The organism is Actinotignum schaalii (assembly GCF_028864145.1).
Lineage (GTDB): Bacteria > Actinomycetota > Actinomycetes > Actinomycetales > Actinomycetaceae > Actinotignum > Actinotignum schaalii_B.
Genome location: NZ_JARBHJ010000013.1, coordinates 1 through 25,908, shown reverse-complemented (window position 1 = coordinate 25,908; position 25,908 = coordinate 1). Strand labels below are relative to the sequence as shown.

Genomic DNA, 25,908 nt, shown 5'->3' with positions numbered 1-25,908 from the left:
CGCCCGATCCCTTAGCGGGCAGCGCGCGCGGTATACCGACCCGCGTTTTCCTCCACCTGCAGCGGGTAATCAAAAGTATCCGAGAGGCGCGCGGAGGTTAAAACCTCCGCTAGCGGCCCGGCCGCCACAACATTGCCCGCTTTAAGAAGCAGCATATGGGTAAATCCGACCGGGATTTCCTCCACGTGGTGGGTGACCAGAAGCATGGCCGGGGCGTATACTTCCCCGGCCAGCCGCGACAGGGTAGCCAGCAGGCGTTCGCGCCCGCCCAGATCCAGGCCCGAGGTTGGTTCATCCAAAATGAGGACTTCCGGATTGGGCATGAGGGCCCGCGCAATCCCTAAGCGCTTACGTTCCCCGGAGGATAGGTGCGTGACCTTGCGTTCCTCAAGGTCACGCAAACCGAGCCGGCGCAACATGGCACGGGCGCGGGAGTCATCTGCGGCGTCGTACTCTTCATTCCACGCGGCTAGGTGCCCATACGCAGCGCTGCGCACCGCCTGGAAAACCGTTTCCCCACCGGGAATACGATCATCAATCCCGGCCGAGGTTACGCCCACGGCGCTGCGCAGCTCCCGCACGTCCACCGTGCCGAGGCGTTCGCCCATGAGCTCTACGCTTCCCGAACTGGGGAAGAGTCGCGCGGCAGCCACCTGTATAAGCGTGGTTTTCCCGGCACCATTCGGCCCGAAAATCACCCAGCGTTCCCCGGAATTAACATCCCAGGATACCGAGCGGAGAATTTCCGTGGCCCCGCGGCGTAGCGTTACATCTTTCAACGACAGCACGTCACCCATGGTTCTAGAATAGCGTGCTGCTGCGACAGGTCGAGTTAGCGCCGCGGATAGTTATCCACGAGTTCACGGTAGAACTCCATAGTTTTTTCGCCAATAGCTTCCCAGGAGAAATGATCTTCCACCCGGCGCCTGCCCGCAGCTCCCATCTGCGCGGCCCGTTCCGGATCGGAGCACACCTCGTTGAGAGCCTCAGCCAGATCTGCCTCGAATTGCTCGGGGTTGAGCGGAGTACCCGTACCGTCCTGGGCTTGTTCGATGGGAACGAGGAGCCCGGTGGCTCCGTGGACAATGCAATCGGGAATCCCCCCGGTTTCGGTGCCAACCACCGGTAACCCCACCGCCATAGCCTCGAGATTGACAATGCCGAGGGGCTCATAAATGGAGGGGGTAACGAAAGTGGTGCAGCATGATTCCAGGGCAACAATACGATCCTGACTGAGCATATCGTCAATCCACACCACGCCTTCGCGTTCGGCCTGCAGCTCGGCCACGAGTTCCTTTGTTTCCTCCAGAATTTCAGGAGTATCGGGAGCCCCGGCACACAGTACCACCTGGATCCCCTTATCTACCTGGCGGAGGGCACGCAGCAGGCCCGGCACCCCCTTCTGACGAGTGATACGCCCGACGAACATAATGGTAGGCTGGTCCGGATCCAGACCGTAGCTGGCGAAATACCGGCGGGCATCTTCCTTCTCTGCGGTGGTTTCCGGAGCTTTCCACGCGTTCAAATCAATACCGTTGTGGATCACCCGCACCCGTTCGGGGGCAATATTCGGGTAGCAGCGCAAAATATCGGAACGCATCGCGTGAGATACCGCCACGATTCCGGCCGCGGATTCATACGCGGTCTTTTCCACCCAGGAGCTCAAGTGATAGCCGCCCCCGAGCTGTTCGCGCTTCCACGGGCGCAGCGGTTCGAGCGAGTGAGCCGAAATCACGTGCGGAATTCCGTAAAGAATCGAGGCGATATGCCCGGCGAAATTCGCGTACCAGGTATGGGAGTGCACCAGATCCGCTCCCTCAACATCCGTGACCATCGCGAGATCAACGCCCATGGTGCGCACAGCCGCATTAGCCCCCTCGAGTTCCGTGAGGTAGTCATAGCCTTGCAGCGCCACACCCGCGGGAACATCGTTGTTCTCCGCGGGGGCACGCGGACCATCAAAAGCACGCACGTGAATATCAGCGTGCTGGGCGAGAACACGAGAAAGCTCCGTAACGTGAACTCCCGCGCCTCCGTACACATGCGGGGGGTATTCGCGAGTCAGTAAATCAATGCGCATGGCTGCCTCCGGCTTCTTCGCCGCCGTCCGCTTCCCCACGAAGCGAATCATGCGTGCGTACTACCTCAAGGGTATCCCACCGCACGGGGAAACACAGCCGTGGCGCTCATCTATCCACAGCGTGGACCGACGCTCACCTTGTCCACACTCACCTCGAGAGGTGGGTGTTCAACTTCACGTTTTACGGTACGCTGTAGGCATGAGGAGAGATTTACGCGTTCTGGCCATCGTCCTTGCGGGAGGCGAAGGCAAGCGTCTAATGCCGCTCACTGAAGATCGAGCGAAACCCGCGGTTCCTTTCGGGGGCATTTACCGGTTGATCGACTTTGCGTTGAGTAACATCGTGAATTCTGGATACCTCCAGATCATCGTGCTTACCCAGTACAAGTCACATTCGCTGGACCGCCACATTACAAGAACCTGGCGTATGTCCAACCTCTTGGGCAATTATGTGGCCCCGGTTCCCGCCCAGCAGCGGCGCGGCAAGGGCTGGTTCTCCGGAAGTGCGGATGCCATCTATCAGTCCATGAACGTCATCGATGATGAACGGCCCGATGTTGTGCTCGTGACCGGTGCCGACAATATCTACCGCATGGACTTTTCCCAGATGATGGACCAGCACGTGGAATCCGGTTTTGACCTAACCATCGCCGGTATCCGCCAGCCGCTGGAACTGGCACCCTCCTTCGGTGTTATCGATGTGGATGAGAAAAACCACCAAAAGGTTTCCCGGTTCCTAGAAAAACCGCAGGATACTACCGGTCTAGGTCTGGAAGAAGCTCCGGACCAGTTCCTGGCGTCCATGGGGAACTACATTTTCAATACTGACGCGCTGGTTGAGGCTCTCCAGAATGACGCCGCGGATCCCAGTTCCGCCCATGATATGGGCGGAAGCATTGTTCCGAGGTTCGTGGAAGCCGGTAATTGCGGTGTCTACGATTTCACCTACAACCGCATCCCCGGTGAGGGTGAACGCGATAAGGACTACTGGCGTGATGTGGGTACCATTGATGCCTACTACGCGGCAAATATGGATCTTATTTCAGTTACCCCGGATTTCAACCTGTACAACGAGCGCTGGCCCATCCTGACCGGCTACACCGGGTTACCGCCCGCAAAATTCGTGTACGGGCATCACGAACGTCTCGGACACGCCCTGGATTCCATCGTTTCCCCCGGGGTGATCGTCTCCGGTGGCGAAGTGATCGGATCGGTACTCTCCCCCGGGGTGCGGGTGAATTCCTGGTCCTCGGTGCGCGAATCGGTGCTGCTGGACGGGGTGAACGTTGGCCGCAATGCCACCGTTATCCGCGCCATCGTGGATAAGAACGTCCAGATCGAAGAAGGCGCGCAGCTGGGTGTCAATCACGATTATGATCGCGAACGCGGTTTCTATGTTTCCGAAGGCGGCGTGGTTGTGGTTCCCAAGAATGCGGTGGTGCGCCGCTAAGCACGTGAATTGCTCGGCACGCACCCTGGGCGGCTAGCCGCAAACCAGTATCTGTGCCCGGTATCGGTTTCCGGTACCGGGCACAGGCGTACCCGCAGCCAGATTTTTCCCGCGTGACAGCTCCGCGAATGCTCACCGGCACCTAGGCGAGGGAGACCAACTCCAGATAGTCGTCGCTCCACAAGTCTTCATCCCCGTCTGGGAGGAGAAGCACCCGCTCGGGATCAAGTGCGGTCACGGCACCTTCGTCGTGCGTGACCAGCACGACGGCTCCCTCATATTTACCCAGGGCACCCAGGATTTTCTCTCGAGATGCCGGGTCAAGATTATTCGTCGGTTCGTCCAGCAACAGCACGTTGGCGCGCGAGACGACCAGCATGGCCAGCGCTAAACGGGTCTTTTCACCGCCCGAAAGGACACGTGCGGGCTTATCGGCGTCGTCGCCCGAAAACAAAAACGAACCGAGAACGGTACGTAAGCCTGTTTCATCGAACTCGGGGGCGACATAGCGCAAATTATCCACCACAGTTTTATCGGTATCGATAAAATCGTGTTCCTGTGCGTAATAGCCCAGCTTGAGACCGTGCCCCGGGATTATTTCGCCGGTATCCGGAGTTTCCGTTCCGTACAGTAAACGCAAAAGTGTAGTTTTACCCGCGCCGTTGAGGCCCAGAACGACGACGCGCGAACCGCGATCAATTGCCAGATCAACACCGGTGAAAACCTCCAGCGAACCGTAGGATTTCGACAGGCCGCGGGCCCGCAACGGTGTTTTTCCGCAGGGGGCCGGCTCCGGGAAACGCAGCGCTGCGACCTTATCATCCGAGCGTTCTTCTTCCAGCCCCTCAAGCAGCTTCTCCGCGCGTTTCGCCATATTTTGGGCGGCCACCGCCTTCGTGGCCTTCGCGCGCATCTTATTAGCCTGCGCCAGTAGCTGATCCGCTTTCTTTTCGGCATTGGCACGCATCTGCCGGCGTCGGCGTTCATCGGTTTCGCGCTGTTTGAGATAGGCCGACCAACCCATCGCGTACTGGTCAAGAGCCGCACGGTTGGCATCCAAATGCCACACCGCCGTCACCGTTTCTTCTAGCAAATCCACCGAGTGGGAAATCACCACAAAGCCACCCGAATATGTGGAGAGGTAATCGCGCAGCCACAGCAGAGAATCATGGTCGAGGTGATTGGTCGGTTCATCTAAAAGCAGCGTATCTGCCTGGGAAAAGAGCACCCGTGCCAAATCAACGCGCCGGCGCTGCCCACCTGAAAGTGTCCCCAGCGGTTGGTTGAGAATCCGCTCATCCAAGCCCAGCGCGGCAGCCATCTGAGAGGCCTGCGCATTCGCAGCCCAGCCCCCAGCCGCGGTGAACTCCTGATCCAGGCGCACGTAGCGTTCCATAGCTTTTTGCTGGCGCGTTCCGGTACATTCCGCCATATCCTTTTCCGCTTTGCGAATCCGGCGAATCGTGGCGTCAATTCCGCGGGCTTCCAGGATACGATCCCGAGCTATCTGGTTCGGGTCCCCATCATGGGTATCTTGCGGGAGGTAGGCGATGGTACCGCTGCGGTGCAGGGTTCCTTCGTAGTCAACGGCATCCGACGTGGTGCCCTCACCCGCCAGCAGGCGAGTCATCGTGGTTTTGCCGGCGCCATTGCGCCCCACGAGGCCCACGCGCATACCCTTGTGGACCTGAAAACTGGCGTGCTGGACAAGTTCACGCGTGCCGATGCGGATCGTGAGATCAGAAGCCGTAATCACAAGGGCCTACTTTACCGAGAAAACCATCTCCGAGCCGCATTGCTCATCACGTCAGCGCGCCACCGGTGACCCCGGCCTGCATATGCTGTCACGGCAACGCACCACTGGTGCACGTAGCTCGCACGCGGGACAATAGAAAGGTGACGACAGCATCTTCCGCCCCCGATTCGAATCCCGGCGAACAGCCGGAGAGCCACGCCACCTATGTGCTACCCGTGATGATATCCGTCTGCGCTGCCGCCTGCGTATTTCTCGGACACGGTCGCCTGCTCGTCCAACTCCTCGCCTGGCTCGGCACCGTGGCAGGCCTAGTACTCACCGCCGTCACCCTCTCGCGCGAACAGCGCGCTACTCCCGGACAACTACGGTTCCGCAGGGCAGCCGGATGGAGTTTCCTCGCTTGTGTCCTTTGTGTGATCGTAGCCGCGCTCCCCCTCGGATACGCCATCGCGCAATACTGACCCGCGGTTGCGGAAACGGGTACGAGGTGCGAAGCAGAAGGGTAGGCTCGAAGCATGAGTGTTAACGACGGCGTGCGCCTCGACGGGGCGAGAGTACAAAATCGCGGCCGCGGACGCGGTGCCATGGTTGGCGGCGGCATGGGCGTGACCGGCATCATTATTGCCCTGGTGTGGTACATCGTAACCGGCACTCCCCCGCCGGCGACCATTACCCAGGGCGCCTCCCCTCAGGGCAGCTCCGCACAGCAATCCACCACCTCCGATTTTGCGGACAAGTGCCGTACCGGGGCGGATGCCAATGCCTCCACCGAGTGCTTTATGGTGGCGATAGCTCAATCCCTCGATGCGTTTTGGGACAAGGAACTACCCCGCGCGGCGCGCACCGCTTATGAACTTCCCGGATTCGCGCTCTTTTCCGAGGGAGTGAGCACCGGATGTGGGAATGCCTCCAGTCAGGTGGGTCCCTTCTACTGCCCCGCCGATGCAACCGTCTACCTCGACACCACCTTTTTTGACGAGCTAGAAGCTAATTTTGGGGCAGAGAACACCACCCTGGTACAGGCCTATGTGGTAGCCCACGAATTCGGGCATCATATCCAAAATCTCACCGGGGTATTCGAACGTATTAATCCGCGTGATACCGGCCCTGATTCTTCGCAGGTACGCTCGGAGTTGCAAGCTGATTGCTTCGCTGGCCTCTGGCTGCATCACGCTGCAAGTACGGTGGATCCGGCCAGCGGGATCCCGATTCTCAAGGCCCCCACCCGTGAGCAGCTCGCCAGCGCGATTGATGCCGCGGCAGCGATCGGCGATGACCATATCCAAGAAAGCGCCGGGATGGATGTCAGCCCGGAAAAATTCTCCCATGGGTCATCTGCCCAGCGGATGGATGCACTGACAACCGGCTATGAAACAGGCGATTTCTATGCCTGCAATACCTGGCGCTAAAGGGGCGCTGGCGGAAGCGACGTGCGCCCAGAGTTTTCTGGGCGCACGGGCGTCGTCGTACTAAATATTGAAACCGAGGGCGCGCAGGTCATCGCGGCCGTCTTCGGTAATGCGTTCGGGGCCCCACGGCGGTAGCCACACCCAGTTAATATCCACGTCGTCAACAAGATCCTCCGTGGCGATAATGATGCCATCAGTAATGGCATCTGTAAGCGGGCAGGCCGGCGAAGTGAGAGTCATATCGAGGTGGAGGTGGCGGCCGTTCGTGGTCACGCCGTAGACCAGGCCGAGGTCGACGATATTGACGCCCAGCTCCGGATCGATAACATCTTTCATCGCCTCGAGGACGAGGTAAGGGTCGACGTCGTCCACCGGGCTATCGCCATCCGTGTAAATAACTTCACCAATATGTTCCTCGGCCGCGGTCGGAGTCGCTTGAGGAATGCTCGTCGCGCTCAAGGTTTCCGCTACGGGCACTGTGGCCTCGGGTACCGGCGAGGTTGTGTCCTTCTCCGTCATTGTTCCGGGGTCTCCTTCGTGTTCTGCGGCATATGTCCCGCGACATCCTTCGTCGCGGAGATGCTCTCCTGCCCGTTGGAATTGCCGAGATGCTGAAGAGCTTCGTCAGTTGCTTCGCGGACCGCCATCCAGCCGAGCAGCGCGCATTTGATACGCATGGGGAACCGCGCGACACCGTGAAAAGCGGCGGCATCTTCCAGCGCATCCGCGGCCGCCTCCGACAGCTCCGCCCCGCGGCTATCCATCATCTCGCGGAAATAAGTGTAGAGCGCGGCGAGATGTTCGATAGACTGCCCGGCGACCAGGTCATTCATAATGGAAATCGAGGCCTGGGAAATAGAACACCCCTGCCCTCGCCAAGCAAGTTCGGCGATCTTCTCCCCATCCGGGGACAGGCGCACCTCAAGGGTCACTTCATCCCCGCACATGGGATTGACCTGGGTGGACTCCCCATGCGGCCCGGCCTGCAGGGCCGCGTCAGCCGCGTTGCCCTCGGTAGCCGCACCCGCGCCGGCTCCCACCGGCGCCAGCTCGCCTTCCCCGTGACGTTCACGCGCCGCGTCAAGAATAATCTGCTGGTAGAGCTCATCGAGTTCGCTCACGTACCTATCCTTCCGCCCGGAAATAGCCGCGGACCTGGCTCAACGCCTCCAGAAACACGTCGATATCCGAGCTTGTTGTATATATCCCCACGGAGGCACGCACCGAGGCAGGCACCCCGAAGAAATCGTGGATGGGCTGGGCACAATGGTGCCCCACCCGCACGGCAATACCGCGCGCATCCAAGAATTGCCCCACGTCATGCGGGTGCACACCGTCAACGGTAAAAGCCGCGATCCCGGTGCGACCAATTCCCCCGCGTGGTCCGAGCACCCGAATCCCCGGGATCTGCCCGAGGCCTTCAAGGAGCTGGACCGTCAGCGCATCTTCATAGCGTGCCACCTTCTCCATGCCGATAGCGCTGAGGTAATCAACCGCATGCGCAAGGCCCACAATCTGGGTGACCGGCTGACTTCCCGCCTCAAAACGGGCCGGCGGACGCGCATAGCGCGTTTTTTCCATCGTCACCCGTTCGATCATCGAGCCACCGAATTGGTAAGGCGGCAGATCCGCGAGGAGTTCTTCACGCCCGTACAGCGCACCCACACCGGTGGGCCCGTACATTTTATGTCCTGAAAAAGCAGCGAAATCCACGTCCAATTCCCGGACATTCACGGGCAGGTGCGGCACCGATTGACAGGCATCCAGAACCGTAAAAGCACCCACCGCGCGGGCAGCTTCCACGATCTGCGCTACCGGAGATACCGCCCCGGTCACATTCGAAACGTGGGTGAAAGCAACGATACGAGTGCGCCGCCCGATAACCCCGAGACTAGCCGGGTCAATTCTTCCTTCGCTATCCAGATCAAGCCACGTGAGTCGGGCACCGGTACGTTCGCACAGCTCTTGCCAAGGCAGCAGATTCGCGTGGTGTTCGGCCCGGGTGACCACAATGTCGTCACCGGCACGCAGCAGAAAACGATCCGCATTACCCCATCCGCGTCCCGCCGTGGCATTCGAGATCGCGTAGGCGAGGAGATTGAGGGACTGGGTGCTCCCGCTGGTCCACACGATTTCCTGGGGCGCCGCCCCGATAAAGGCCGCCACTTTCGCGCGGGCTTCTTCGTAAGCCACGGTAGATTCCTCCGCGAGAAGGTGGCTGCCGCGTTTGACCGCTCCGTTGGAGCGCGTATCGAAATCCACCATCGCGTCCAGAACGGCGCGCGGACGCTGCGCCGTCGCCCCAGAATCTAAGTACACGAGGGCCTGGCCGGCGCGCATCGGGCGGGCGAGGATCGGGAAATCTTCCCGCGCCACCAGCGGGCGCACGGCGCTCACCTACTTCGCCTCCGCTTCGATGTAGCTGTCGTAACCGGAAGCTTCCAGTTCGCTGGCCAGATCCGGTCCGCCGGTGCGCACAATCTTGCCGCCGGCGAAAACGTGGACGTAATCGGGTTTGACGTACTGCAAAATTCGGTTGTAGTGGGTGATGAGCAGCAGCGAATTACCGGTGCGTTCATGCACATCGACGATCCCTTCAGAGACCACGCGCAGCGCGTCCACGTCCAGCCCGGAATCCGTTTCATCCAGCACGGCGATCTTGGGTTCCAGTAATTCCATCTGGAGCACTTCGGTGCGTTTCTTCTCCCCACCGGAGAAGCCCACATTGAGATCACGCTTAATGAAATCAGCATCCACGCGCAATTTCTCCGTGACCTTGCGCAATGCCTGGGACCATTCACGCAGTTTCGGAGCTTCTCCATCAATCGCGGTTTTCGCGGTGCGCAAGAAATTCGAGACAGATACCCCCGGCACTTCAACCGGGTACTGCATGGCGAGGAAAAGTCCCTCGCGGGCGCGTTCATCAGCGGTCATATCCGTAATATCCACGCCGTCGAGCAGCACCTGGCCGGAGGTGATCTCATAGGAAGGGTGCCCGGCCAGCGCGTACGCCGTGGTCGATTTACCCGAACCGTTCGGGCCCATAATCGCGTGGATCTCATTATCACCGATATGCAAGTTGACACCGTGCAGAATCGGTTTGGGGCCTTCGGGAGTGATCACCGAGGCGTGCAGATCAATAATATCGAGAGTAGCCATTACTTCTCCTCAGGTCTTGTGTCCACGTCAATAAAAACGCGGCCGTCGTTATCGCAGGTCAAGGGGTAGACGGGCACGGGTGTGACCGCCGGGAGCGTGAGCGCACGCCCGGAACACAGGTCGAATTCCGCACCGTGTTTGGGACATTCAATTGTGGTATCAAAAACTTCGCCGTCGCTGAGATTGACGTCTTCGTGAGTGCAGATATCGCCCACGGCATGCCAGGTGCCGTGGCAGTCGCGTGCGATGCATACCGGTACGACGGCGCCGTTCGCAGCGCGGACTTCCACGCTCAGGGCGCTTTCCGGCTCGAGATCCGCGGTGGTACACACCTGCTGCCAGCTCATGCATCCTCCCCGTTTCCAGCATCGGCTAAATCGAGTTCCCGTTCGATGGCATCCATGAGCTTGATACGCACCGAATCCACTTCGATCTGCTCCACCAATTCGGCGAAGAAACCGCGCACTACCAGGCGGCGCGCCACATCGGCGGGAATGCCCCGTGCCATGAGGTAGAAGAGTTGTTCATCATCAAAACGGCCCGTTGCTGAGGCATGCCCAGCCCCAGCGATATCTCCGGTGAGAATCTCCAGGTTAGGCACCGAATCGGCCTTGGCTCCCTCGGTGAGTACCAGGTTGCGGTTGAGTTCATACGTATCGGTCTGGGCGGCCTGAGCCCGGATGAGCACATCCCCGATCCACACCGAATGCGCCTCATCGCCCTGGAGCGCACCCTTGTAGGTAGCGCGAGATTTGCAGTGCGGGGCCACGTGATCCACGAAAATGCGGTGCTCGTGATGCTGGTGGCTTTCGGTGATATAGGCACCCAGCAGCTCGCTATCGGAACGCTCTCCTTCCAACTCGCACGCGGTGGTCATGCGGATGAGATCCCCACCGATGGTCACCACGATATGCCGGAATTTTGCGCCTTCTCCCACTCGGATCCGCTGGGCGGAATGTTGGGAAGCACAGCGTTCCTGTTCCTGCACGGAAACAACGGTGAGATCCGCATGCGCCCCCACCTCAATTTCCACGGTTTCGGTGAGGTTGCCGCTACCGGTGTGCTCGAGCACTACGGTGCCGCTAGCCTCCGGGGCCGCGGTAATAAGGGTGTGGGCAACGCTCAGCTTTCCTTCCCCGTTGATAATGGCGACGACGTCCGCGTGCTCGCTTCCATCGAGGGTGACGATATGCGCACGCCTAAAAGCGGACCAGGCGAGGGCCGCCGCGCGGTCGTCGGGTTTCCCGACTGTACCTAAGCGCGGATCGCTGCGGTCCACTTCTTCCACACAGGCACCGCCCACGACGGTGGCGGTGACGGTGGCATCTCGCACCCCCTCCACGTCCTTAATGAACGGGGCTACCCGATCCATCGGCGTAAAACGCCAATCTTCTTCCTCTCCGGTTCCGCGCGGAATCGGGAACTCCTCCGGATTAAAGGAGGCGAAGCGATCCGAGCGGTCGGCGTGCGCGGTATGGAATCCTTCATCTGCCAGCACCGCCTGGGAATGATCAGTACTGACCATTAGCCCACACTCCCTTCCATTTGCAGATCAATAAGACGATTGAGTTCCAGTGCGTATTCCATAGGCAGTTCCCGAGCGATGGGCTCTACGAAACCGCGCACGATCATACCCATGGCTTCCTGCTCGGATAGGCCACGTTGCATGAGATAGAAGAGCTGTTCCTCGCTCACCTTCGTCACGGTGGCTTCGTGCCCCATCTCGACGTCGTCCGTGCGTACGTCCACGTACGGGTAGGTATCCGTGCGGGAAATATCGTCTACGAGCAGCGCATCGCAGACCACATTAGATTTCGAGCCACGAGCATCTTCCGAAACCTGCACGAGACCGCGATAGGAGGAGCGCCCGCCCCCGCGCGAAATCGACTTCGAGACAATCGAGGAGGTGGTATTGGGCGCCAGGTGCTGCATTTTCGCGCCGGTATCCTGATGCTGGCCGGGGCCGGAGAAAGCCGCGGAAAGCGCTTCCCCGTGCGCGTGTTCACCCAGGAGCACACAAGCCGGGTATTTCATATTGAGACGTGAACCGATATTACCGTCCACCCATTCCATCGTGGCCCCCTCTGCTACGGTCGCACGCTGGGTGACGAGGTTGAGCACGTTATTCGACCAATTCTGGATCGTGGTGTAACGGCAGTGGGCGTTCTTTTTCACAATGATTTCTACGATGGCGGCGTGGAGGGAGTCCTCAGAGTAGATCGGGGCGGTACAGCCTTCCACGTAGTGCACGTAGGAGCCTTCATCACAAATAATGAGCGTACGTTCAAACTGCCCCATTGCCTGGGTGTTGATACGGAAGTACGCCTGCAAGGGAATATCCACGTGGACGTTCTTCGGGACATAAATGAAAGAGCCACCCGACCATACCGCGGTATTGAGGGATGCGAATTTATTATCACCGGCCGGAATAACGGTACCGAAGTATTCCCGCACCAGGTCCTCGTGCTCACGCAGGGCGGTATCGGTATCCACGAAAATAACGCCCTGTTCTTCCAAATCCGCGCGAATCGAGTTGTAGACCACCTCGGATTCGTACTGGGCAGCCACCCCGGCTACCAGGCGTTCTTTTTCAGCTTCCGGAATGCCGAGCCGATCATAGGTGTTTTTGATCTCCGGGGGAAGGTCGTTCCAATCGGTCACCTGACGGTCGGTGGCACGCACGAAGTATTTGAAGTCATCAAAGTTGATACCGGAAAGATCAGCTCCCCACGTGGGCATGGGGCGTTTCTCAAAAAGGCGCAAAGCGCGCAGGCGCCGTTTGAGCATCCATTCCGGTTCTTCCTTCGCCGCGCTAATCGCGCGCACGACACCTTCATCTAGACCGCGGCGCGCGTGAGCCCCGGCGGTATCGGTATCGTGCCACCCAAATTCATAGGCGCCAGACAGGTTCGCAATAACGTGTTCCTGCTGCGCCACGGCCTCCGCAATTGCTGCCTCGTGCCGTGTTTGTGCCATGTGTTTCCTCCCGATTTAAACGCTGTTAGCGTGCAGCGTCACCGTGCACACGTGACTCCCCGATGCAATGGTTGCCAACCGCTGCACGGGAACCCCGAGTAGTTCGTGAAAAGCGCGGGTTTCCGCCGCGCATAAAAAGTTATTCTGTGTGGCGACGTCGCGCAGGGGGCAGCGCCCCTGACACAACTGGATCATCTGCCGCGGCCCATCCTGGGTACCCGGAACATCGCGAACCGAAGCGGCATAACCATCTTGGGTGAGGGCTCGCGCCAGACGGCGCAACCGTTCCACCGAATTTTCCGTATCCCCAAGCACATCGCGGTAACGAGCGACCAAAGCACGCTCGCGGCGGCGCGCAAATTCCGCCACTCCGGCCTCCCCCAGATTTTCACGCAGAAAATCAAGAGCTGCATTCGCCATGGTGTGATAAGAGGTTGCCCCGGCATTCTGCCCGGCATCCGTTGCCACGTAGTAGCGTGCTGGCCGCCCGGCCCGCGCCTCACGCTGCCCGGGTTTCTCACATTCGGTAATAGCACCCGCATCTTCGAGCGCCACAAGATGGCGCCGCACCCCAGCTGGAGTAAGGATAGCTAAGCGGGCAAGTTCCGTGGCGCTAATGGGTCCGCGTTCCATAATGAGACGCAGAATACCTTCGCGGGTTGTTTCTTCACGGGGGCGGATCTTTGCGCCTTCATCTTCGGACACTTGGAACACCACCCCCGTTACAGTTCTACATCCTCGCCAAGCACGTATGCGCGCCCGGACCACGACCGCAGGTTCTTTCGAATTGAGCACCGCCACTTACCACGCGGTGGTCGACCATATCTAGGACCTCGCCTCCCAATTAAACAACACCAACGTTGCGTAATCTAGTTTGGACAGCCTAACCGGACGGAAAAAGGACCGTTGTTACCGGCGCGGGTCCACACGCCCACACGAGTTACGCTCGTGGCTAAGAGCGGTGCAGAACCGCCGTAGAACCGCTGTTAAACAGCCGTTGAACCGCAACAGCGATCGGCCCGGACCCTCCTAGTCGTTAAGAGCTACGCGCCAGGTAAGCAAGTACCGCTGCCACCAGTTGCGGATTAGCAACTCGCCCGGTCATAATTGCCTCCCGCACCAGGGCTAGCGGCACCCACCGCACCTCAATTTCGGCCTCTTCATCCTCGCGAGCAAAAGCTGCCGCGGCTGGCTCGGGATTACGAGTGAGATAGACCGTGAGCTGCTCGTTAGTGAAACCGGGCGAGGTGTAGAAACGGGTAAGAAACTCCAGTTCCCCGGCGGCATAATCGGTTTCTTCGCGCAGTTCCCGGCGAGCGGCCTCCATCGGATCCTCACCCTCTATATCGAGGATGCCAGCCGGAATTTCCCACAGGAGCGAGCGAACCGGAATCCGATACTGCCGGATAAGCAGTACTTCCTCAGGTGCGCCGTCGCCACTGCCCCGTACCGCAAGCACGGCCACCGCATCGCGGTGCTCCACCCAGTAACGATCCATTCGCGCTCCTACGCTGGGCAGTTCCACCGTATCCTCGTACACGTTAATGAACGGAGACGTGAGCACGTTGCGCCGCTCCAGGAGCCGCATATGCTCGGGGCAGTACTCATCACTCAGACCGTTGTACATAAAATTTCCTTTCCCACCTGCGCGGGCGTGCAGGCCGCAGACCAAGTTTTATGCATTCGCTTCGTCGAAAGCCACGGCAATAGCGGGCATTTCTTGGGTCGACGGCGCCTCCGCGTCACGCGCCAGCCGCAGCGCCCGTCGGTCAACGAAGTAGAGCGCCACTCCCCCGATCGCGAGGGTGAGTGCACCGGCCACGGCAGTTGCTCCCAGGGCACCCAGGGCGCCTTCCCCCCACCAGCGTAGTATCCCGCGCCCGCTGGTATATCCGACCGTGCCAGCTACTACAGCGGCAGGCAGCACGATCCGCAGGGAGTAACCGACACCGCGCAGCGCCCCGGGGCCTACCGCGCGCCGGATCGCGAAGATATGGCCAATACCTCCAACGGTCATTCCCGTGGACATCGCCACACCGATGCTGATGAGCACTTCGGTGCGTCCGTGCACCCCCAGGCCCGCCGCCCCGATAAGAACCACAACGACCATCAGCCACGCCGCCGAATTGACAATAATAACCGCACGAGCTGCCTCCACTGCGTAGAGAACCCGCGACCCATGGTAAATAAAGGCATAGCCGAGGAGTGCGGGCGCCATAGCCAACATGGCAATATCCATATGAGCCACCGGACGCGCCACCGCGAAGAGTGCCTGGGCAGGCTCTGCAACCGCCACCAGCAGTGCCACGCAGAGCAGTCCAATATCAAAAACGAGACGGGAAGAGCGAGCGGTGATCCGAGCCAGACCCGGGCGCCCGGGGATCGCGGCGGCTTCTGCGAGGCGTGGGAAAACCGCGGTGGCGATCGGAACAGCCAGCACGGCGTAGGGCACCATATAGAGCTGGTTCGCGAAAGTGAAAATCGGGTAGGTTCCCACATCACCGCGGGCATTGGCAAAAAGCATGACCGCGATGATTTGGATCTGTTGAGCGAGCAGGCCGGCCAGCCCCGCCGCGCTTAACCGTAGCGCACGGCGCCCTACCCCCGGCGGGAAACGGAATGTAGGTCGCAAGCTGATGCGGCGTAGCACCGGGATAAGCTGGGGTAGGGAGAAGACCGCGACCCCCGCCGTGGTTCCCCAGGCCAGCACATAGAGGGCCGCCCGAGAAATCCGTGCCGGATCGTGCTGATTACCCCCGGCGAGCTGCGTGAAAATAACGAAAGTAATAATAACCGTGACCGACGAGAGCAGTGGGGCGAGAGCGGGAAGCACAAATTTTTTATGCGCCTGCAAAAGTCCCGTGCACACCACCGACAATCCGTAGAGGGGGATTTGCCAGGCGAAAATCCGGAGGAGGGTGGCGGCGAAATCCACGCTGGCTGCCGGCGAGCCCTCCCCCAGGAGCACGTCCATAATCGGCCGGGCACCCAGGGTAACAATCCCCGCAACCGGAATTCCGATGGCAAGTACCCAAGTGAACAAGGCCGAGGCAGTGCGGGATACTTCCGCGGCCAGTGCCTTCGCTAGGAATCCGGAGACCAACGGGATGACCGCGGCAGCCAAGGCACCGCCGGCCGCGATTTCAAAAAGCACATTAGGGACGGTATTCGCCGTCGAATACGCCTCCCCGGCGAGGGAATCTCCCAACGCCCCATTTTGCACCCAGGCCCGCACGAAGCCCATGGCACGCGAGAGCAGGGTAAGAATCGCTATGGTTCCGGCTGCTCCAAGTGCAGTTCCAAGAACTTTTTTCATGCCCGGCCTGCCTGGTCGAGAGCGCGCAGCCACGGGTGGGTTGCGATAACCCGCGAAAATGATATTTTTTCGCTCGCGATATTCAGGGCGACGACGATGCCCAGCGCCCCGCGCCGCACCCAAGGACCACGGCTGGCGAGCGTCCAGCCCAGTGCCGCTCCCAGCGCATTTGCCCCGGTATCGCCGAGCATGACCCTACCCGCGAGGTCCTCAGGCAGGCAGGCTGTGCCAGTACCCACGAGAGCCGCGGCAATGGGACCTGCCGGCGGGTAGCTGACCAGGGAGAAGGGAGCCGCGGCTATGAGCGTTCCTTTCCAGGCCCGGCCCGGCGCGAGGTCAAGGAGATTAATAAGATTCGCGGTAGCAGCGATGAGAATGGTGCGTTCGCCGCGCAGCGCGAGCTGCCGCGCGCAAGAACCACTACTACGAGAGCCGTCCACAGTAACCGGGACGCATGAGGCCAGGGCCGCACCGGCCCCAATAATGACTATTTTCAGAGCCCCGGAGGTCAGATGGCCCCGGGAAAGTGCACCGAGGTGGCCGCGTAGCCCTTTGGAGGTACGTGAAAATGCACCTTCGTAAAAATCGTCAATATAACCGGCCAGTCCTCCGCTGAGCGCCGCGATCACCGAACCAGCCGAGCTCGTGCCTCCGGAGAGTAGAGCACCCACCGCGCCTCCGGTAACCGTGCCTGCTACCGCAACCGGGCCTTCCCGCAAACTCACAGTACGCCGGTCCTTAGCAGTACGCTGCCAGGCGGGCGCGGCGCGCCGGGCGAGCAGCTTCTCGGCTGCGCGGGCCGCGGCGAATCCGGCCAGTGCGGCAACGCCCAGGCGCACTTGATTCCTCCAGAAAGCAGAAAGGGTCATGCACCCATGGTACCGTTACTGCCCAGCCGGGGCCTGCCCGCCTTCGGGAGCTTGCCCGCCTTCCGCGGGTGCGGGGGCCGGAGCAGGAGCCTGTTCAGGCTGCGGAGCGGGCGCTGTTTGCGCGGGTGCGGAGGCACTTTGGCGCTCTCCAATCGCACTATCAGCTCCGGGCGCTACCCCGAGGTGTACGTGGCGTTCATGCAATTCGGCAGCTGCCGCCATGGGAATATTGACATCACCAAGCGCGGTTTGCGCAGAATCCACCGTGGATCCGTTTTTTGCTGAACGCACGGCTCCCAACACCGAGTTTCCGTCTGTTCCCGCACCGACGGCCACGGCCGGGCCCCGCCCGGCAATAGCCGCAAAGGCAGCCTGGTAGGTATCCGTGATATGCGGCGAAGTGGTCGCCTTATCGGCGGGAACCGGTGCGGTCTCAGCCGGATCCGAGGTGATGAAAACAACCACCTCCGCGGCTTCACTCGGAGCAACCGCCACGTCAATCAGCTTATTTTCCGGAGAGGTGAGAAGAGTGATGAGCGTCGTCGCCCCCGCATCTTCCGGAGCAGAGCGTACCACGGTATCCACGGCCGCCCCGAGAATCGCATCCGCGGAACCACCGGCCGGCAAGTCCTTGACATAAGAGCCGAGGTTACCGGAAAGGGTGGAACGGTAGGTGGCGTATTCGGTATCCGTAAAAGCTGGAGCCAAAGTGATTTCACCCGTGATACGCGCCCCGGCCGCGGTCAGGCTCTGCCGGGTCTTCTCCACGATAGCTCCGTCCGCGCCGGCCGCCGCCACGATAGCAACGCGCCGGTTGGTCAGCGTTCCAGCATTGAGTTGTTCGCCGGCACCGAGCAGCGCCGTCGACGCCGCATCGAGCTGCGCCCCGCGTTGATCAAGCTCCACGCGCATCTTGTCACGCGATTCACGCAAGGAATCCACCTGGCCGGTGAGCCCGTGCGCGATGGAATTTTGCAGCGGTCCGGCCCCGAGAATCACTCCGATGGCAAGCGCCAAAAACACCGAAACCAGGGAAACGAGATGATACCTAAAATCAACCATCAGCTAACTTTCCTAGAAGAGATTACGGAACCACTCGGCAAGATCCCCGAGGCGAGTGGTGAGCACGGACAGGAAGGTTTGGCCCGCACCGGTGACGGCCAGGGCAGCGAAGAGCGCAAAGACTCCCGCAAGAATGAGGGCGACGAGCATCCAATTCGAGATCGAGGAGCGGTAGAGGCGCGAAACTCCTTTCGCGTCAATGAGCTTGCCCCCCACCACCAGACGGGTAAGGAAAGTGGATGCCATTCCCGCCCGGCCTTTATCGAGGAATTCAAGAATCGTATTGTGCGTGCCCACCGCCACAATGAGCTTGGCACCTTTGGAATCAGCCAGCAGCATGGCAACATCTTCGGAGGTTCCGGTAGCCGGGAAGACCACGTGATCCACTCCCAGATCCTCCACCCGCTTCTTACCCGGTGCGCGCCCATCGCGATAGGCGTGCACCACTACCTCAGCACCGCAGCGCAAGGCTTTATCGGAAACCGAATCCATATCGCCCACGATAATATCCGGAGTGTAGCCAAGTTCCAGAAGCGCATCGGCCCCGCCGTCCACCCCGATCATAAGCGGGCGATTTTCCCGGATATAGGGGCGCAGGGCGCGCAGGTCTTCACGGTAGTCGTAGCCGCGCACCACCACGAGCACGTGGCGGTGCTCCATGGACGTACGGATATCGGGAATTCCCACCCCGTCAAGGATAAGACCCTGTTCCTCGTTGAGATATTCGAGGGTATTGGCGGCAAAAGCACGCAGTTGCACGGTCATACCCGCGCGGGCGGCCTCGCTATCACGAGCGATGCTCTGCGCGGTTTGCAAGGTGCCCTCCGCAATAACGCGCCCGCCTGCCACCACGCGCGCCCCGTCAATATCGACCCACTGGCCCTCGGAGATATCCATAATTTCTGGGCCGAGGTCATCGATAAGCGGAATACCGGCTTCTTCCAGAATAGCCGGGCCAAGATTCGGGTAGCGCCCCGAGATAGACTTCGCGGCATTGAGCACGGCAACGGGCTGCGCGGCCACGAGGTTTTCCGCCGCAACCCTATCCAGATCTGTGTGGTTAATAATCGCTACATCGCCGGCTTGGAGACGACGAGTGAGATTTTTGGTGCGCGCGTCCACCCGGGCCGGACCGGCCAGGGTTCCTTCCGCAACGACCTTCTTTTTTCGCCATAACTTCGATGCCACAAGCTTTATAGTGCCACACTCGCGGCCTTAAGTAGCTCAGCGGCGTGCGCGCGTGCCACATCGGTATCGCTGCCCGAAAGCATGCGCGCCAGTTCCGCTTCGCGTTGCGGCCCGGTGACGTCACGCAGCTCCGTGCGTGCGGCACTTTCTTCAAGTTGTTTCACGACGACGAGTTGGTGCTCGGCACAGGCCGCGACCTGGGCGAGGTGGGTAACAACAATAACCTGGGCGCTGCCGGCCAGTTTTGCCAGTCTTTTCCCGACCGCGGTGGCGGCACGGCCCCCAATCCCGGCATCAACTTCGTCGAAAAGGAAGGTGTGGCCGCGCTGAGCGCGCCGCGCCGCCAATCCCACTTCGAGGGCGAGCATAACGCGCGAGAGCTCACCACCCGAAGCGCCCGATGCGAGCGAAGAGAGCGGAGCACCGCGGTGAGCGGCAAGCAAAAAAGTGACGGAATCCGCACCGCTTGGACCGGGATCCGCGGCGCTCACAGCCACGGTGAAACGCGCATCGGGCAAAGAGAGTTCGGGAAGTTCCGTTTCCACCGCGCGGGCGAGTTCTTCCCCGGCAGCGGTACGCACCGCCCGCAGGGCTGCTCCGGCTTGTTCCAAGGCAGTGTGAGCTTGCGAAAGCTCTTTTTCAAGACGTTCCACGGTAGCTGCCGGGTCATCGAGATTTTCTAGGCCAGCTCGGGCCTCAGCGGCAGCCCGCAGGATTTCTTCGCCGCTCATTCCCAGTTGTTTGCGCAGCCCGGCCAGTTCAGAACGACGCGAATAAATGGTGGAGAGCTCCTCGGGTTGGGCTTGGGTGCAACGTGCCAGTTCCGCAATCTCGGTGTGGATATCCGTGATATCGGCTTCGGCGCTTTCCAGGCGTTCTCGGAGCTCTCCGAGCTTCGTATTCGGCACATCCGGGCCGCTGAGCTCAAGGACGCGTTCGAGTTGCGCACCCGCACTACCCAGCGCGGATATGGCTCCGTTTTCGGTATCGCTCCCGCTCAGGGCTTCAGCAGCCGCGGAGTAGGCCCCGTACATTTCCACCGCATTTTCGAGCACCCGGGCGCGCGCCCGCAGGGCTTCTTCCTCACCGGGCTGAGGATCGACCGCCTCAACTTTGTCAAGCAAGGCTCGGTAGGCTAAACGCTGTTGCGCAGCACGCTGCGCCCCGGCCCGAAAGGCATCGCGAGCTTCCCGGGCTTCCCCGTAGTTTTTCCATGCCTGTTCCCACGTTTTTTTCGCCCGCGTAACGGCTTCGCCTCCGAATTCATCAACCGCCGCGCGCTGCTGGCTGGGGTTACCCAGCCGAATCTGATCGGATTGGCCGTGCACGGTCACAAGTTCGGCCGCGATATCGGTGAGTACCGCCGTGGGAACCGAGCGCCCCCCGACGAAGGCACGGGAACGCCCTTTCGCGGGAATATGCCGGGCAATAATCACGGCGGCGGTATCGCCGTCCACGTCGTACCGCCCCCCGGCCTCGGTGATGCGTTCCAGAAGCGGAGAAGCGGCGTCCACGAGAAACGTTCCTTCCACTTCCGCTTGGACGGCCCCGGCCCGCACCCGTGCGGGATTCGCTTTAGCTCCGAGAAGCAACGTAAGGGAGGTCACCGCCATAGTTTTTCCCGCCCCGGTTTCCCCCGTTAGTGCGGTGAGCCCGCGAGATAGATTAAGCTCGGCTTCCGCGATAACACCGAGATTGCGGATACGTACCTGTTCGATCATTCCCGTACCTCACGCTCGCGCCAGCCGCGCACCGGCAGGTGGAAGCGCGCCACCAGACGCCCGGAGAAAGGGGTTTCATTCAGTCGGGCGAGCTTGACGGGACGCTCCCCCCGCACCGCGGTAATCACGGTCCCTTCAGGTGCTACGAGCCGGCGCCGTGAATCACAGGAAACCATCGCCTCATCACGCAAAACCCGTACTTCCAAGGTTGAGTAGGGGCTCACCACCAGAGGACGGGTGAAAAGCGCGTGAGCGGCCACCGGGGTGAGAAGAAGTGCTTCCACGCTGGGCCATACCACCGGTCCACCCGCCGAAAAATTGTAGGCAGTAGAACCGGTGGGCGTGGAGAGTAGCACCGCGTCGGCTTTGAAAGCAGAGATTTCGCGCCCGTCCACACCGATAGAAGCTTCGATGAGACGTGAATTAAAAGCCTTTTCCACCGATACTTCGTTGAGGGCCCACTGGACGTTACAGGAGCCATCCGGGCGCTGCACATGCACATCAATGGTCATTCGTTCGGAAATAACCCAATCGCGCGCGGCAATCCTTTCCACGACGGCAGGGAGCTCATCAGGTTGAGCTTCGGAAAGAAAACCCATATGCCCGTAGTTAATACCGAGGATGGGCACGCCGGTACTACGTCCTAACTCAGCCCCGCGCAAAATCGTGCCGTCCCCACCCATGACGAGGATGAGATCCGCATTGCGGGCACCCGCCAGAGTTTCACTGGTATCCACCCGTACGCCGCGGTCTTCTAGGGCAACAATCGCATCGTGAGCGGCGCGCTCCATCTGCGGTGGTAACGTGCGATTGACGACCAGGGCGACTTTTGGTTCTGCCATCGAATGCCTCCCCTCTCCCAGGTATCCTACCCCGCTACCGCGCTGGCCGTCCTTGCCCCGCTGGTCCAGCTTTCACCGCGGCCCGGACACTTTCTTCGAGGTTCTCGCCAAGCTGATCAATAGCATTTTTCTTCATATAAAGAAAGTATTCAACGTTCCCCGCCGGTCCAGGAAGGGGCGAAGGCGCGATCGCTTGCAGGCCCAGCCCTGCGGCACGGGCGGAAAGGGCGACGTCGCATACCGCCTCCACGTGGTACTCCGGGTTTCGTACCACCCCGTGCGCACCGATTTTCTCCCGACCCACCTCGAATTGAGGCTTGACCATAAGCAAAAAATCGGCCGTTGGCGAACTCGCCGCAGCGAGCGGTGCAACGAGGAGCCGCAAAGAAATAAAAGATAGATCCCCCACAACCAGATCAGGCGCGGGGGCGACCGCCGCGGGATCCAGGGTGCGCACATTCGTGCGTTCCAGCACGGTGACACGAGGGTCTTCACGGAGCTTCCAGGCCAGTTGGCCGTAGCCAACATCCACGGCAACCACGTGGGCAGCACCGCGCCGCAACAGCACATCGGTAAATCCACCCGTGGAAGCTCCCGCATCCAGGGCACGGACTCCTTCCACGCGTGGGCCGGCATCTCCGAGATAATCGAGGGCTCCCAGGAGTTTATATGCTCCGCGGGAGACGTAACGATCCTGAGCTGCTTCTTTCACAAGAAGCGCCTGTGCCGGATCCATCTGTCGAGCGGGTTTCGTTACCTCAGCTCCGTCAAGGAATACCTGACCTTCACGGATGAGCACCGCAGCATCCTGGCGGGAGCGCGCGAGCCCGCGCCGGACAAGTTCCGCATCAACGCGCCTTAAACGCCCCATAGGCTCGCCTTTCTGATTTAGAGCCGCGCCCGGGATAAGCGCCGACCGAGTTCGGTGTGAATCGCCTCCAACTGTTCAATCTGTTCGGGCAGATCGAGTTCGTCGAGATTCTCCAAGGCGGCTTCAATATTGAGCGGAGCACTCGGCAACGGTACCGTTGCCTCCGGTGCCGTGGCTTTTTCCTGGTCCGTCATCGCCGCTCCACGATGATCTCCTCGAGCGTGACGTTCGCCTTCAGCCCGCGATCTCGGGCCTCCCATATCGCGTGCACCGCGGCCCGGTAAGTATCCAGCCCCAAATGTGGCCCGCATCCATCGGAGGTGACCAAGCGGGCCGCTGCGCCGTCGTGTCCCTCCTCAACCTGTGCCCAGGATGTGCCTGCCACCCAGCGTTCACCTTCCCGATGAATCTCCGGGTAGTCCTCGTTGAGGACCCGCAGATCATCACCGAGATAATCGGGGCGTTCTTCCTGTGCAGCCAGCATAATATCGCGAGCAGAACTCACTCCGGTAAGCACGTGGAGACTGGCGATCCCTGCGGCACGCGCTCCACGAATATCGGTATTGAGCCGGTCACCAATAGCGAGAGGATGGCTGGCGCCGAGCATATCCATCCCAATGGCAAAAATCGCAGGATCGGGTTTGCCCGCGGAGAGTGGTTGCACCCCGGTGGCATTAACTACCGCGGCCACGAGTGATCCGCAGCCGACCATAAATCCACGCTCCATGGGGAGGGTGGCATCGAGGTTCGTGGCCACGAAAAGGGCGCCGCGGCGAATGGCCAGGGCAACTTCTGAAAGCGCTGCCCAGTCAATTGTCGGGTAAAACCCCATAATGACCACGTCGGGGTTATCATCCGCGGATGATACCGGGACAAGGCTAGTTTCACTCACCGCACGATGCAGACCGTTACCCCCGATGACCAGTGCTTTTGCTCCGGCCGGCACCTGCGACACGGCGAGCTGCGTACTTGCCATTGCAGAGGTAAGCACCGTTGAAGCCGGGGCTGATATTCCCACTGTCGCGAGGTGCGCGGCGACTTCTTCCTGGGTGCGCGAGGCATTATTGGTGAGGAAAAGCGGGCGCATACCAGCAGCGATGGCGCGTCCGTAGGCATCGGCAGCGTGAGGGGCCGGATCGGTGCCGAGGTAAACGACACCGTCCAGATCGAAAATCGCGCCGTCAAAATGCGATATCAGGCTCACCATTACTCTTCTTCTGATTCCTGCTCGGAGTCCGTCTCCGAGTTTACCTGCGCCTCGGCCTCAGCTTCGTGCGCCAGTTCAGGTCCGGCTTCGGCTGCACACGTCGGTTCACTCTCGGATTCCGCATCAGACTCGGCAAGTGCCGCAGGCTCATGCTCTGCCTCCGATGCCTGTTCCGCTTCCGTTTCCGCGTCTTCGTTCGTCTCGGTTTCAAAATCGGGCACGTCTGTTGTCTCGGACTCAGGCTCGTCCGCGGTGAAAAGCTCGACTTCGCCTTCTGCATTGTAGACCGGATTCCAGCGCGCACGCAGATCTTCGGCCTCCTCCACGCGTCCTAGTTCTTCGAGACGATCTGCCTTAATGAGCTCAACGCGGGCGCGTAATTCTTCATCAAGGTTCTCAACCTTGATTTTCTCCAGGACGGCCAGTCCGGCCTCGGAATCCCCCGCGTCCGCACGGGCGCCGGAGGTCACCAGCGCCAATTCCAACGTGGTGGCGGTATTGAGCCGCTTGAGCGGAATTTCGGCAATAAAGGCAAGAGCCTTTTCAGGCCGCCCCAATCCGCGCTCGGAATCAGCCTCAAGGGCCACATGCGAGTAATCATCGGTCATGCGCCGATAGGTGCGCAGCTCACGCAGAGCTTCGGAGTACCGGCCGGTCAAGTAGGACGTCAATCCCAGTGCCTCACGCACGATGTCGATGCGCGCGGCGTGCCGGTAGGCTGCTTTCGCGTGCTCGTAGGCGAGTTCCGGGTTCTGATCCATCATGGATCCGGCATAAACCAGATGCCGTGCCACGTTCTCGGACACCGCTGGCGCAAGAACCTTGAGTTTACGACGCGATTCCGCCGCGAGATCCTGTGCATTAACCGTTTCCGGAATAAAGGGATCTTTCACGCCGCGGCTGCGGCGGTCATCACGCCGGCGTTTATCTTCTTCGCGATGTCCACCACGTTCGTCACGCCTGTTGCTATCGCGACGGCGCTCATCACGGCGCCGGTCATCCTGCCGGTGGTTGTCACGCCGGCGCTCACCGCGATCAAACTGCTGCTTGTCGTCATACTGGTCGCGGCGCCCGTAGTTGTTATTATCACGGGGTTCGTTTTCGTTGGTACGACGACGATCTTCGCGCCCGGAACGCTCATTATAACGATCATCACGCCGCTCCCCGAATCGCCTGTCCTGGCCCCGGCGATTATCGCGCCACTGGCCACCGCGTCCGCCGCGCCGGTCGTAGCGGCCTTCACCGCCGCGATCCCAGGAGCCTCGGGATTCGCGCGATTCACTCGAATCCCTGTCATTCCAATCGCGCCGGTATCCACGATGGTTGTCACGGTCACGTCGGTTGTGGAATCCACCCTTCTGTCCCCGTTCGCCGCTACCATCATGGAATTCACCCTGACGGTTCCACGAAGAGCGCCGGGAACCACCATCGCGCCCGCCACGGGAATCTCGCGATTCCCAGGAGTCACGGTCGTGGCCGCGATCGTAACGACGGCCACCACGTCGATCCCCTTGGTGACGGTTCCAGTTTTCTTCTCGATTATCCCGACGCCGTGGGCCTCCGCGGCGGTCATTCCAGGCATCGCGGGGATCGCCCGAATCGCGGGTCGCGCCGCCCTCTCCATCGTGCTGCGAGGGTTCGCGCCGTTGCCGCGCGGACCGCCATTGTCCTTTCGGACGATCGTCTTCGGAGCGCTCTTGGCTCCACTCTTCGTGGTCAGACATTTCATTCCTCGCAGTTCGATTGTTAAGAATCACGATGCTGTGCTTATTTTAGGCCGACTCCAGCTCGGCCGCGCGCTGAGCATTGAATTTTTGGCGCGCAGAGATTAAAAAGTGTGGGGTGTGTACTATGCCTACCAAAAAGACATAAACACACCCCACACTCTAAAAAACATGGCGGCAGCAACCTACTCTCCCACACCCCACCGAGTGCAGTACCATCAGCGCAAACAACCTTAGCTACCGGGTTCGAAAAGGATACCGGGCGTAACCTTGCCGCT

The 25,908-nt window shown here is 60.6% G+C and carries 26 protein-coding genes and 1 rRNA gene; 3 read left to right on the top strand and 24 right to left on the bottom strand.

The window, feature by feature from the left end; all coding sequences use genetic code 11:
- Positions 1–11: 11 nt before the first annotated feature.
- Positions 12–797: an ABC transporter ATP-binding protein gene (locus tag PWJ82_RS04125; RefSeq protein ID WP_274735470.1), complete on the bottom strand. Its 786-nt coding sequence runs from the start codon at positions 795–797 to the stop codon at positions 12–14.
- 35 nt (positions 798–832) lie between these two features.
- Entirely contained in the window at positions 833–2,080 is a 1,248-nt protein-coding gene (glgA, locus tag PWJ82_RS04120; protein WP_274734104.1) for a glycogen synthase, read from the bottom strand.
- A 199-nt stretch (positions 2,081–2,279) separates the two neighbouring features.
- On the opposite strand from glgA, the gene glgC reads away from it, so the two are divergent.
- Positions 2,280–3,530 (top strand): glucose-1-phosphate adenylyltransferase, encoded by a 1,251-nt coding sequence (gene glgC, locus PWJ82_RS04115; RefSeq protein ID WP_274734073.1) that lies wholly within the window; start codon positions 2,280–2,282, stop codon positions 3,528–3,530.
- A gap of 142 nt (positions 3,531–3,672) precedes the next feature.
- On the opposite strand, the gene PWJ82_RS04110 is transcribed toward glgC, so the two are convergent.
- On the bottom strand, positions 3,673–5,286 hold the full coding sequence (locus tag PWJ82_RS04110) for an ABC-F family ATP-binding cassette domain-containing protein (RefSeq protein ID WP_274734075.1): 1,614 nt from the start codon (positions 5,284–5,286) through the stop codon (positions 3,673–3,675).
- Between the two features lie 140 nt (positions 5,287–5,426).
- Here PWJ82_RS04110 and PWJ82_RS04105 point away from each other — a divergent pair, with 140 nt between their 5' ends.
- Together PWJ82_RS04105 and ypfJ are read left to right on the top strand one after the other, a co-directional pair.
- Positions 5,427–5,747, top strand: coding sequence for a hypothetical protein (locus tag PWJ82_RS04105; protein WP_274734076.1), 321 nt, complete (start codon positions 5,427–5,429; stop codon positions 5,745–5,747).
- 54 nt (positions 5,748–5,801) lie between these two features.
- On the top strand, positions 5,802–6,695 hold the full coding sequence (gene ypfJ, locus PWJ82_RS04100) for a KPN_02809 family neutral zinc metallopeptidase (RefSeq protein ID WP_274734077.1): 894 nt from the start codon (positions 5,802–5,804) through the stop codon (positions 6,693–6,695).
- 60 nt (positions 6,696–6,755) lie between these two features.
- Here the strand turns inward: ypfJ and PWJ82_RS04095 are convergent, their stop codons facing one another.
- The 21 genes from PWJ82_RS04095 to rrf form a co-directional block, all read right to left on the bottom strand.
- Positions 6,756–7,214, bottom strand: coding sequence for a metal-sulfur cluster assembly factor (locus PWJ82_RS04095; RefSeq protein WP_274734079.1), 459 nt, complete (start codon positions 7,212–7,214; stop codon positions 6,756–6,758).
- Entirely contained in the window at positions 7,211–7,816 is a 606-nt protein-coding gene (gene sufU, locus PWJ82_RS04090; protein WP_274735469.1) for a Fe-S cluster assembly sulfur transfer protein SufU, read from the bottom strand. The genes PWJ82_RS04095 and sufU overlap by 4 nt, the downstream gene beginning before the upstream one ends.
- A 4-nt stretch (positions 7,817–7,820) precedes the next feature.
- The gene (locus tag PWJ82_RS04085) at positions 7,821–9,092 is read right to left on the bottom strand and encodes a SufS family cysteine desulfurase (protein ID WP_274735468.1); all 1,272 of its coding nucleotides are present in this window, start codon (positions 9,090–9,092) and stop codon (positions 7,821–7,823) included.
- Complete coding sequence (gene sufC / locus PWJ82_RS04080; RefSeq protein ID WP_016442707.1) at positions 9,093–9,854, bottom strand: Fe-S cluster assembly ATPase SufC; 762 nt, start codon at positions 9,852–9,854, stop codon at positions 9,093–9,095.
- Entirely contained in the window at positions 9,854–10,201 is a 348-nt protein-coding gene (locus PWJ82_RS04075; RefSeq protein WP_274735466.1) for a Rieske (2Fe-2S) protein, read from the bottom strand. Before PWJ82_RS04075 ends, sufC begins: the two co-directional genes overlap by 1 nt.
- Complete coding sequence (gene sufD / locus PWJ82_RS04070; RefSeq protein ID WP_274735464.1) at positions 10,198–11,379, bottom strand: Fe-S cluster assembly protein SufD; 1,182 nt, start codon at positions 11,377–11,379, stop codon at positions 10,198–10,200. The genes PWJ82_RS04075 and sufD overlap by 4 nt, the downstream gene beginning before the upstream one ends.
- Positions 11,379–12,830 (bottom strand): Fe-S cluster assembly protein SufB, encoded by a 1,452-nt coding sequence (gene sufB / locus PWJ82_RS04065; protein WP_016442704.1) that lies wholly within the window; start codon positions 12,828–12,830, stop codon positions 11,379–11,381. The genes sufD and sufB overlap by 1 nt, the downstream gene beginning before the upstream one ends.
- Positions 12,831–12,845: 15 nt before the next feature.
- Complete coding sequence (locus tag PWJ82_RS04060; protein WP_274735462.1) at positions 12,846–13,535, bottom strand: helix-turn-helix transcriptional regulator; 690 nt, start codon at positions 13,533–13,535, stop codon at positions 12,846–12,848.
- 331 nt (positions 13,536–13,866) lie between these two features.
- Positions 13,867–14,457 (bottom strand): NUDIX domain-containing protein, encoded by a 591-nt coding sequence (locus PWJ82_RS04055; protein WP_016442702.1) that lies wholly within the window; start codon positions 14,455–14,457, stop codon positions 13,867–13,869.
- 48 nt (positions 14,458–14,505) lie between these two features.
- Complete coding sequence (gene murJ / locus PWJ82_RS04050; RefSeq protein WP_274735460.1) at positions 14,506–16,146, bottom strand: murein biosynthesis integral membrane protein MurJ; 1,641 nt, start codon at positions 16,144–16,146, stop codon at positions 14,506–14,508.
- Positions 16,143–17,015: a hypothetical protein gene (locus PWJ82_RS04045; RefSeq protein ID WP_274735458.1), complete on the bottom strand. Its 873-nt coding sequence runs from the start codon at positions 17,013–17,015 to the stop codon at positions 16,143–16,145. Before PWJ82_RS04045 ends, murJ begins: the two co-directional genes overlap by 4 nt.
- A 15-nt stretch (positions 17,016–17,030) precedes the next feature.
- Positions 17,031–18,077 carry a copper transporter gene (locus tag PWJ82_RS04040; protein ID WP_016442699.1) on the bottom strand — a complete coding sequence of 349 codons (1,047 nt, stop codon included), beginning with the start codon at positions 18,075–18,077 and terminating at the stop codon, positions 17,031–17,033.
- Between the two features lie 12 nt (positions 18,078–18,089).
- Positions 18,090–19,265 (bottom strand): putative cytokinetic ring protein SteA, encoded by a 1,176-nt coding sequence (gene steA, locus PWJ82_RS04035; RefSeq protein ID WP_016442698.1) that lies wholly within the window; start codon positions 19,263–19,265, stop codon positions 18,090–18,092.
- 5 nt (positions 19,266–19,270) lie between these two features.
- Entirely contained in the window at positions 19,271–20,986 is a 1,716-nt protein-coding gene (gene recN, locus PWJ82_RS04030; RefSeq protein WP_274735456.1) for a DNA repair protein RecN, read from the bottom strand.
- Positions 20,983–21,828, bottom strand: a complete 846-nt coding sequence (locus PWJ82_RS04025; protein WP_016442696.1) for an NAD kinase — start codon at positions 21,826–21,828, stop codon at positions 20,983–20,985. The genes recN and PWJ82_RS04025 overlap by 4 nt, the downstream gene beginning before the upstream one ends.
- Positions 21,829–21,862: 34 nt before the next feature.
- Positions 21,863–22,699 (bottom strand): TlyA family RNA methyltransferase, encoded by an 837-nt coding sequence (locus PWJ82_RS04020; RefSeq protein WP_016442695.1) that lies wholly within the window; start codon positions 22,697–22,699, stop codon positions 21,863–21,865.
- Positions 22,700–22,716: 17 nt separating this feature from the next.
- Positions 22,717–22,893 (bottom strand): hypothetical protein, encoded by a 177-nt coding sequence (locus PWJ82_RS04015; protein ID WP_274735454.1) that lies wholly within the window; start codon positions 22,891–22,893, stop codon positions 22,717–22,719.
- Complete coding sequence (locus PWJ82_RS04010; RefSeq protein ID WP_274735452.1) at positions 22,890–23,906, bottom strand: HAD-IIA family hydrolase; 1,017 nt, start codon at positions 23,904–23,906, stop codon at positions 22,890–22,892. The genes PWJ82_RS04015 and PWJ82_RS04010 overlap by 4 nt, the downstream gene beginning before the upstream one ends.
- Positions 23,906–24,799 (bottom strand): hypothetical protein, encoded by an 894-nt coding sequence (locus PWJ82_RS04005; protein WP_274735450.1) that lies wholly within the window; start codon positions 24,797–24,799, stop codon positions 23,906–23,908. The genes PWJ82_RS04010 and PWJ82_RS04005 overlap by 1 nt, the downstream gene beginning before the upstream one ends.
- Positions 24,796–25,479 (bottom strand): hypothetical protein, encoded by a 684-nt coding sequence (locus tag PWJ82_RS04000; protein WP_274735449.1) that lies wholly within the window; start codon positions 25,477–25,479, stop codon positions 24,796–24,798. The genes PWJ82_RS04005 and PWJ82_RS04000 overlap by 4 nt, the downstream gene beginning before the upstream one ends.
- A gap of 323 nt (positions 25,480–25,802) precedes the next feature.
- Positions 25,803–25,908, bottom strand: a 5S ribosomal RNA gene (rrf, locus tag PWJ82_RS03995); the annotation flags it as partial.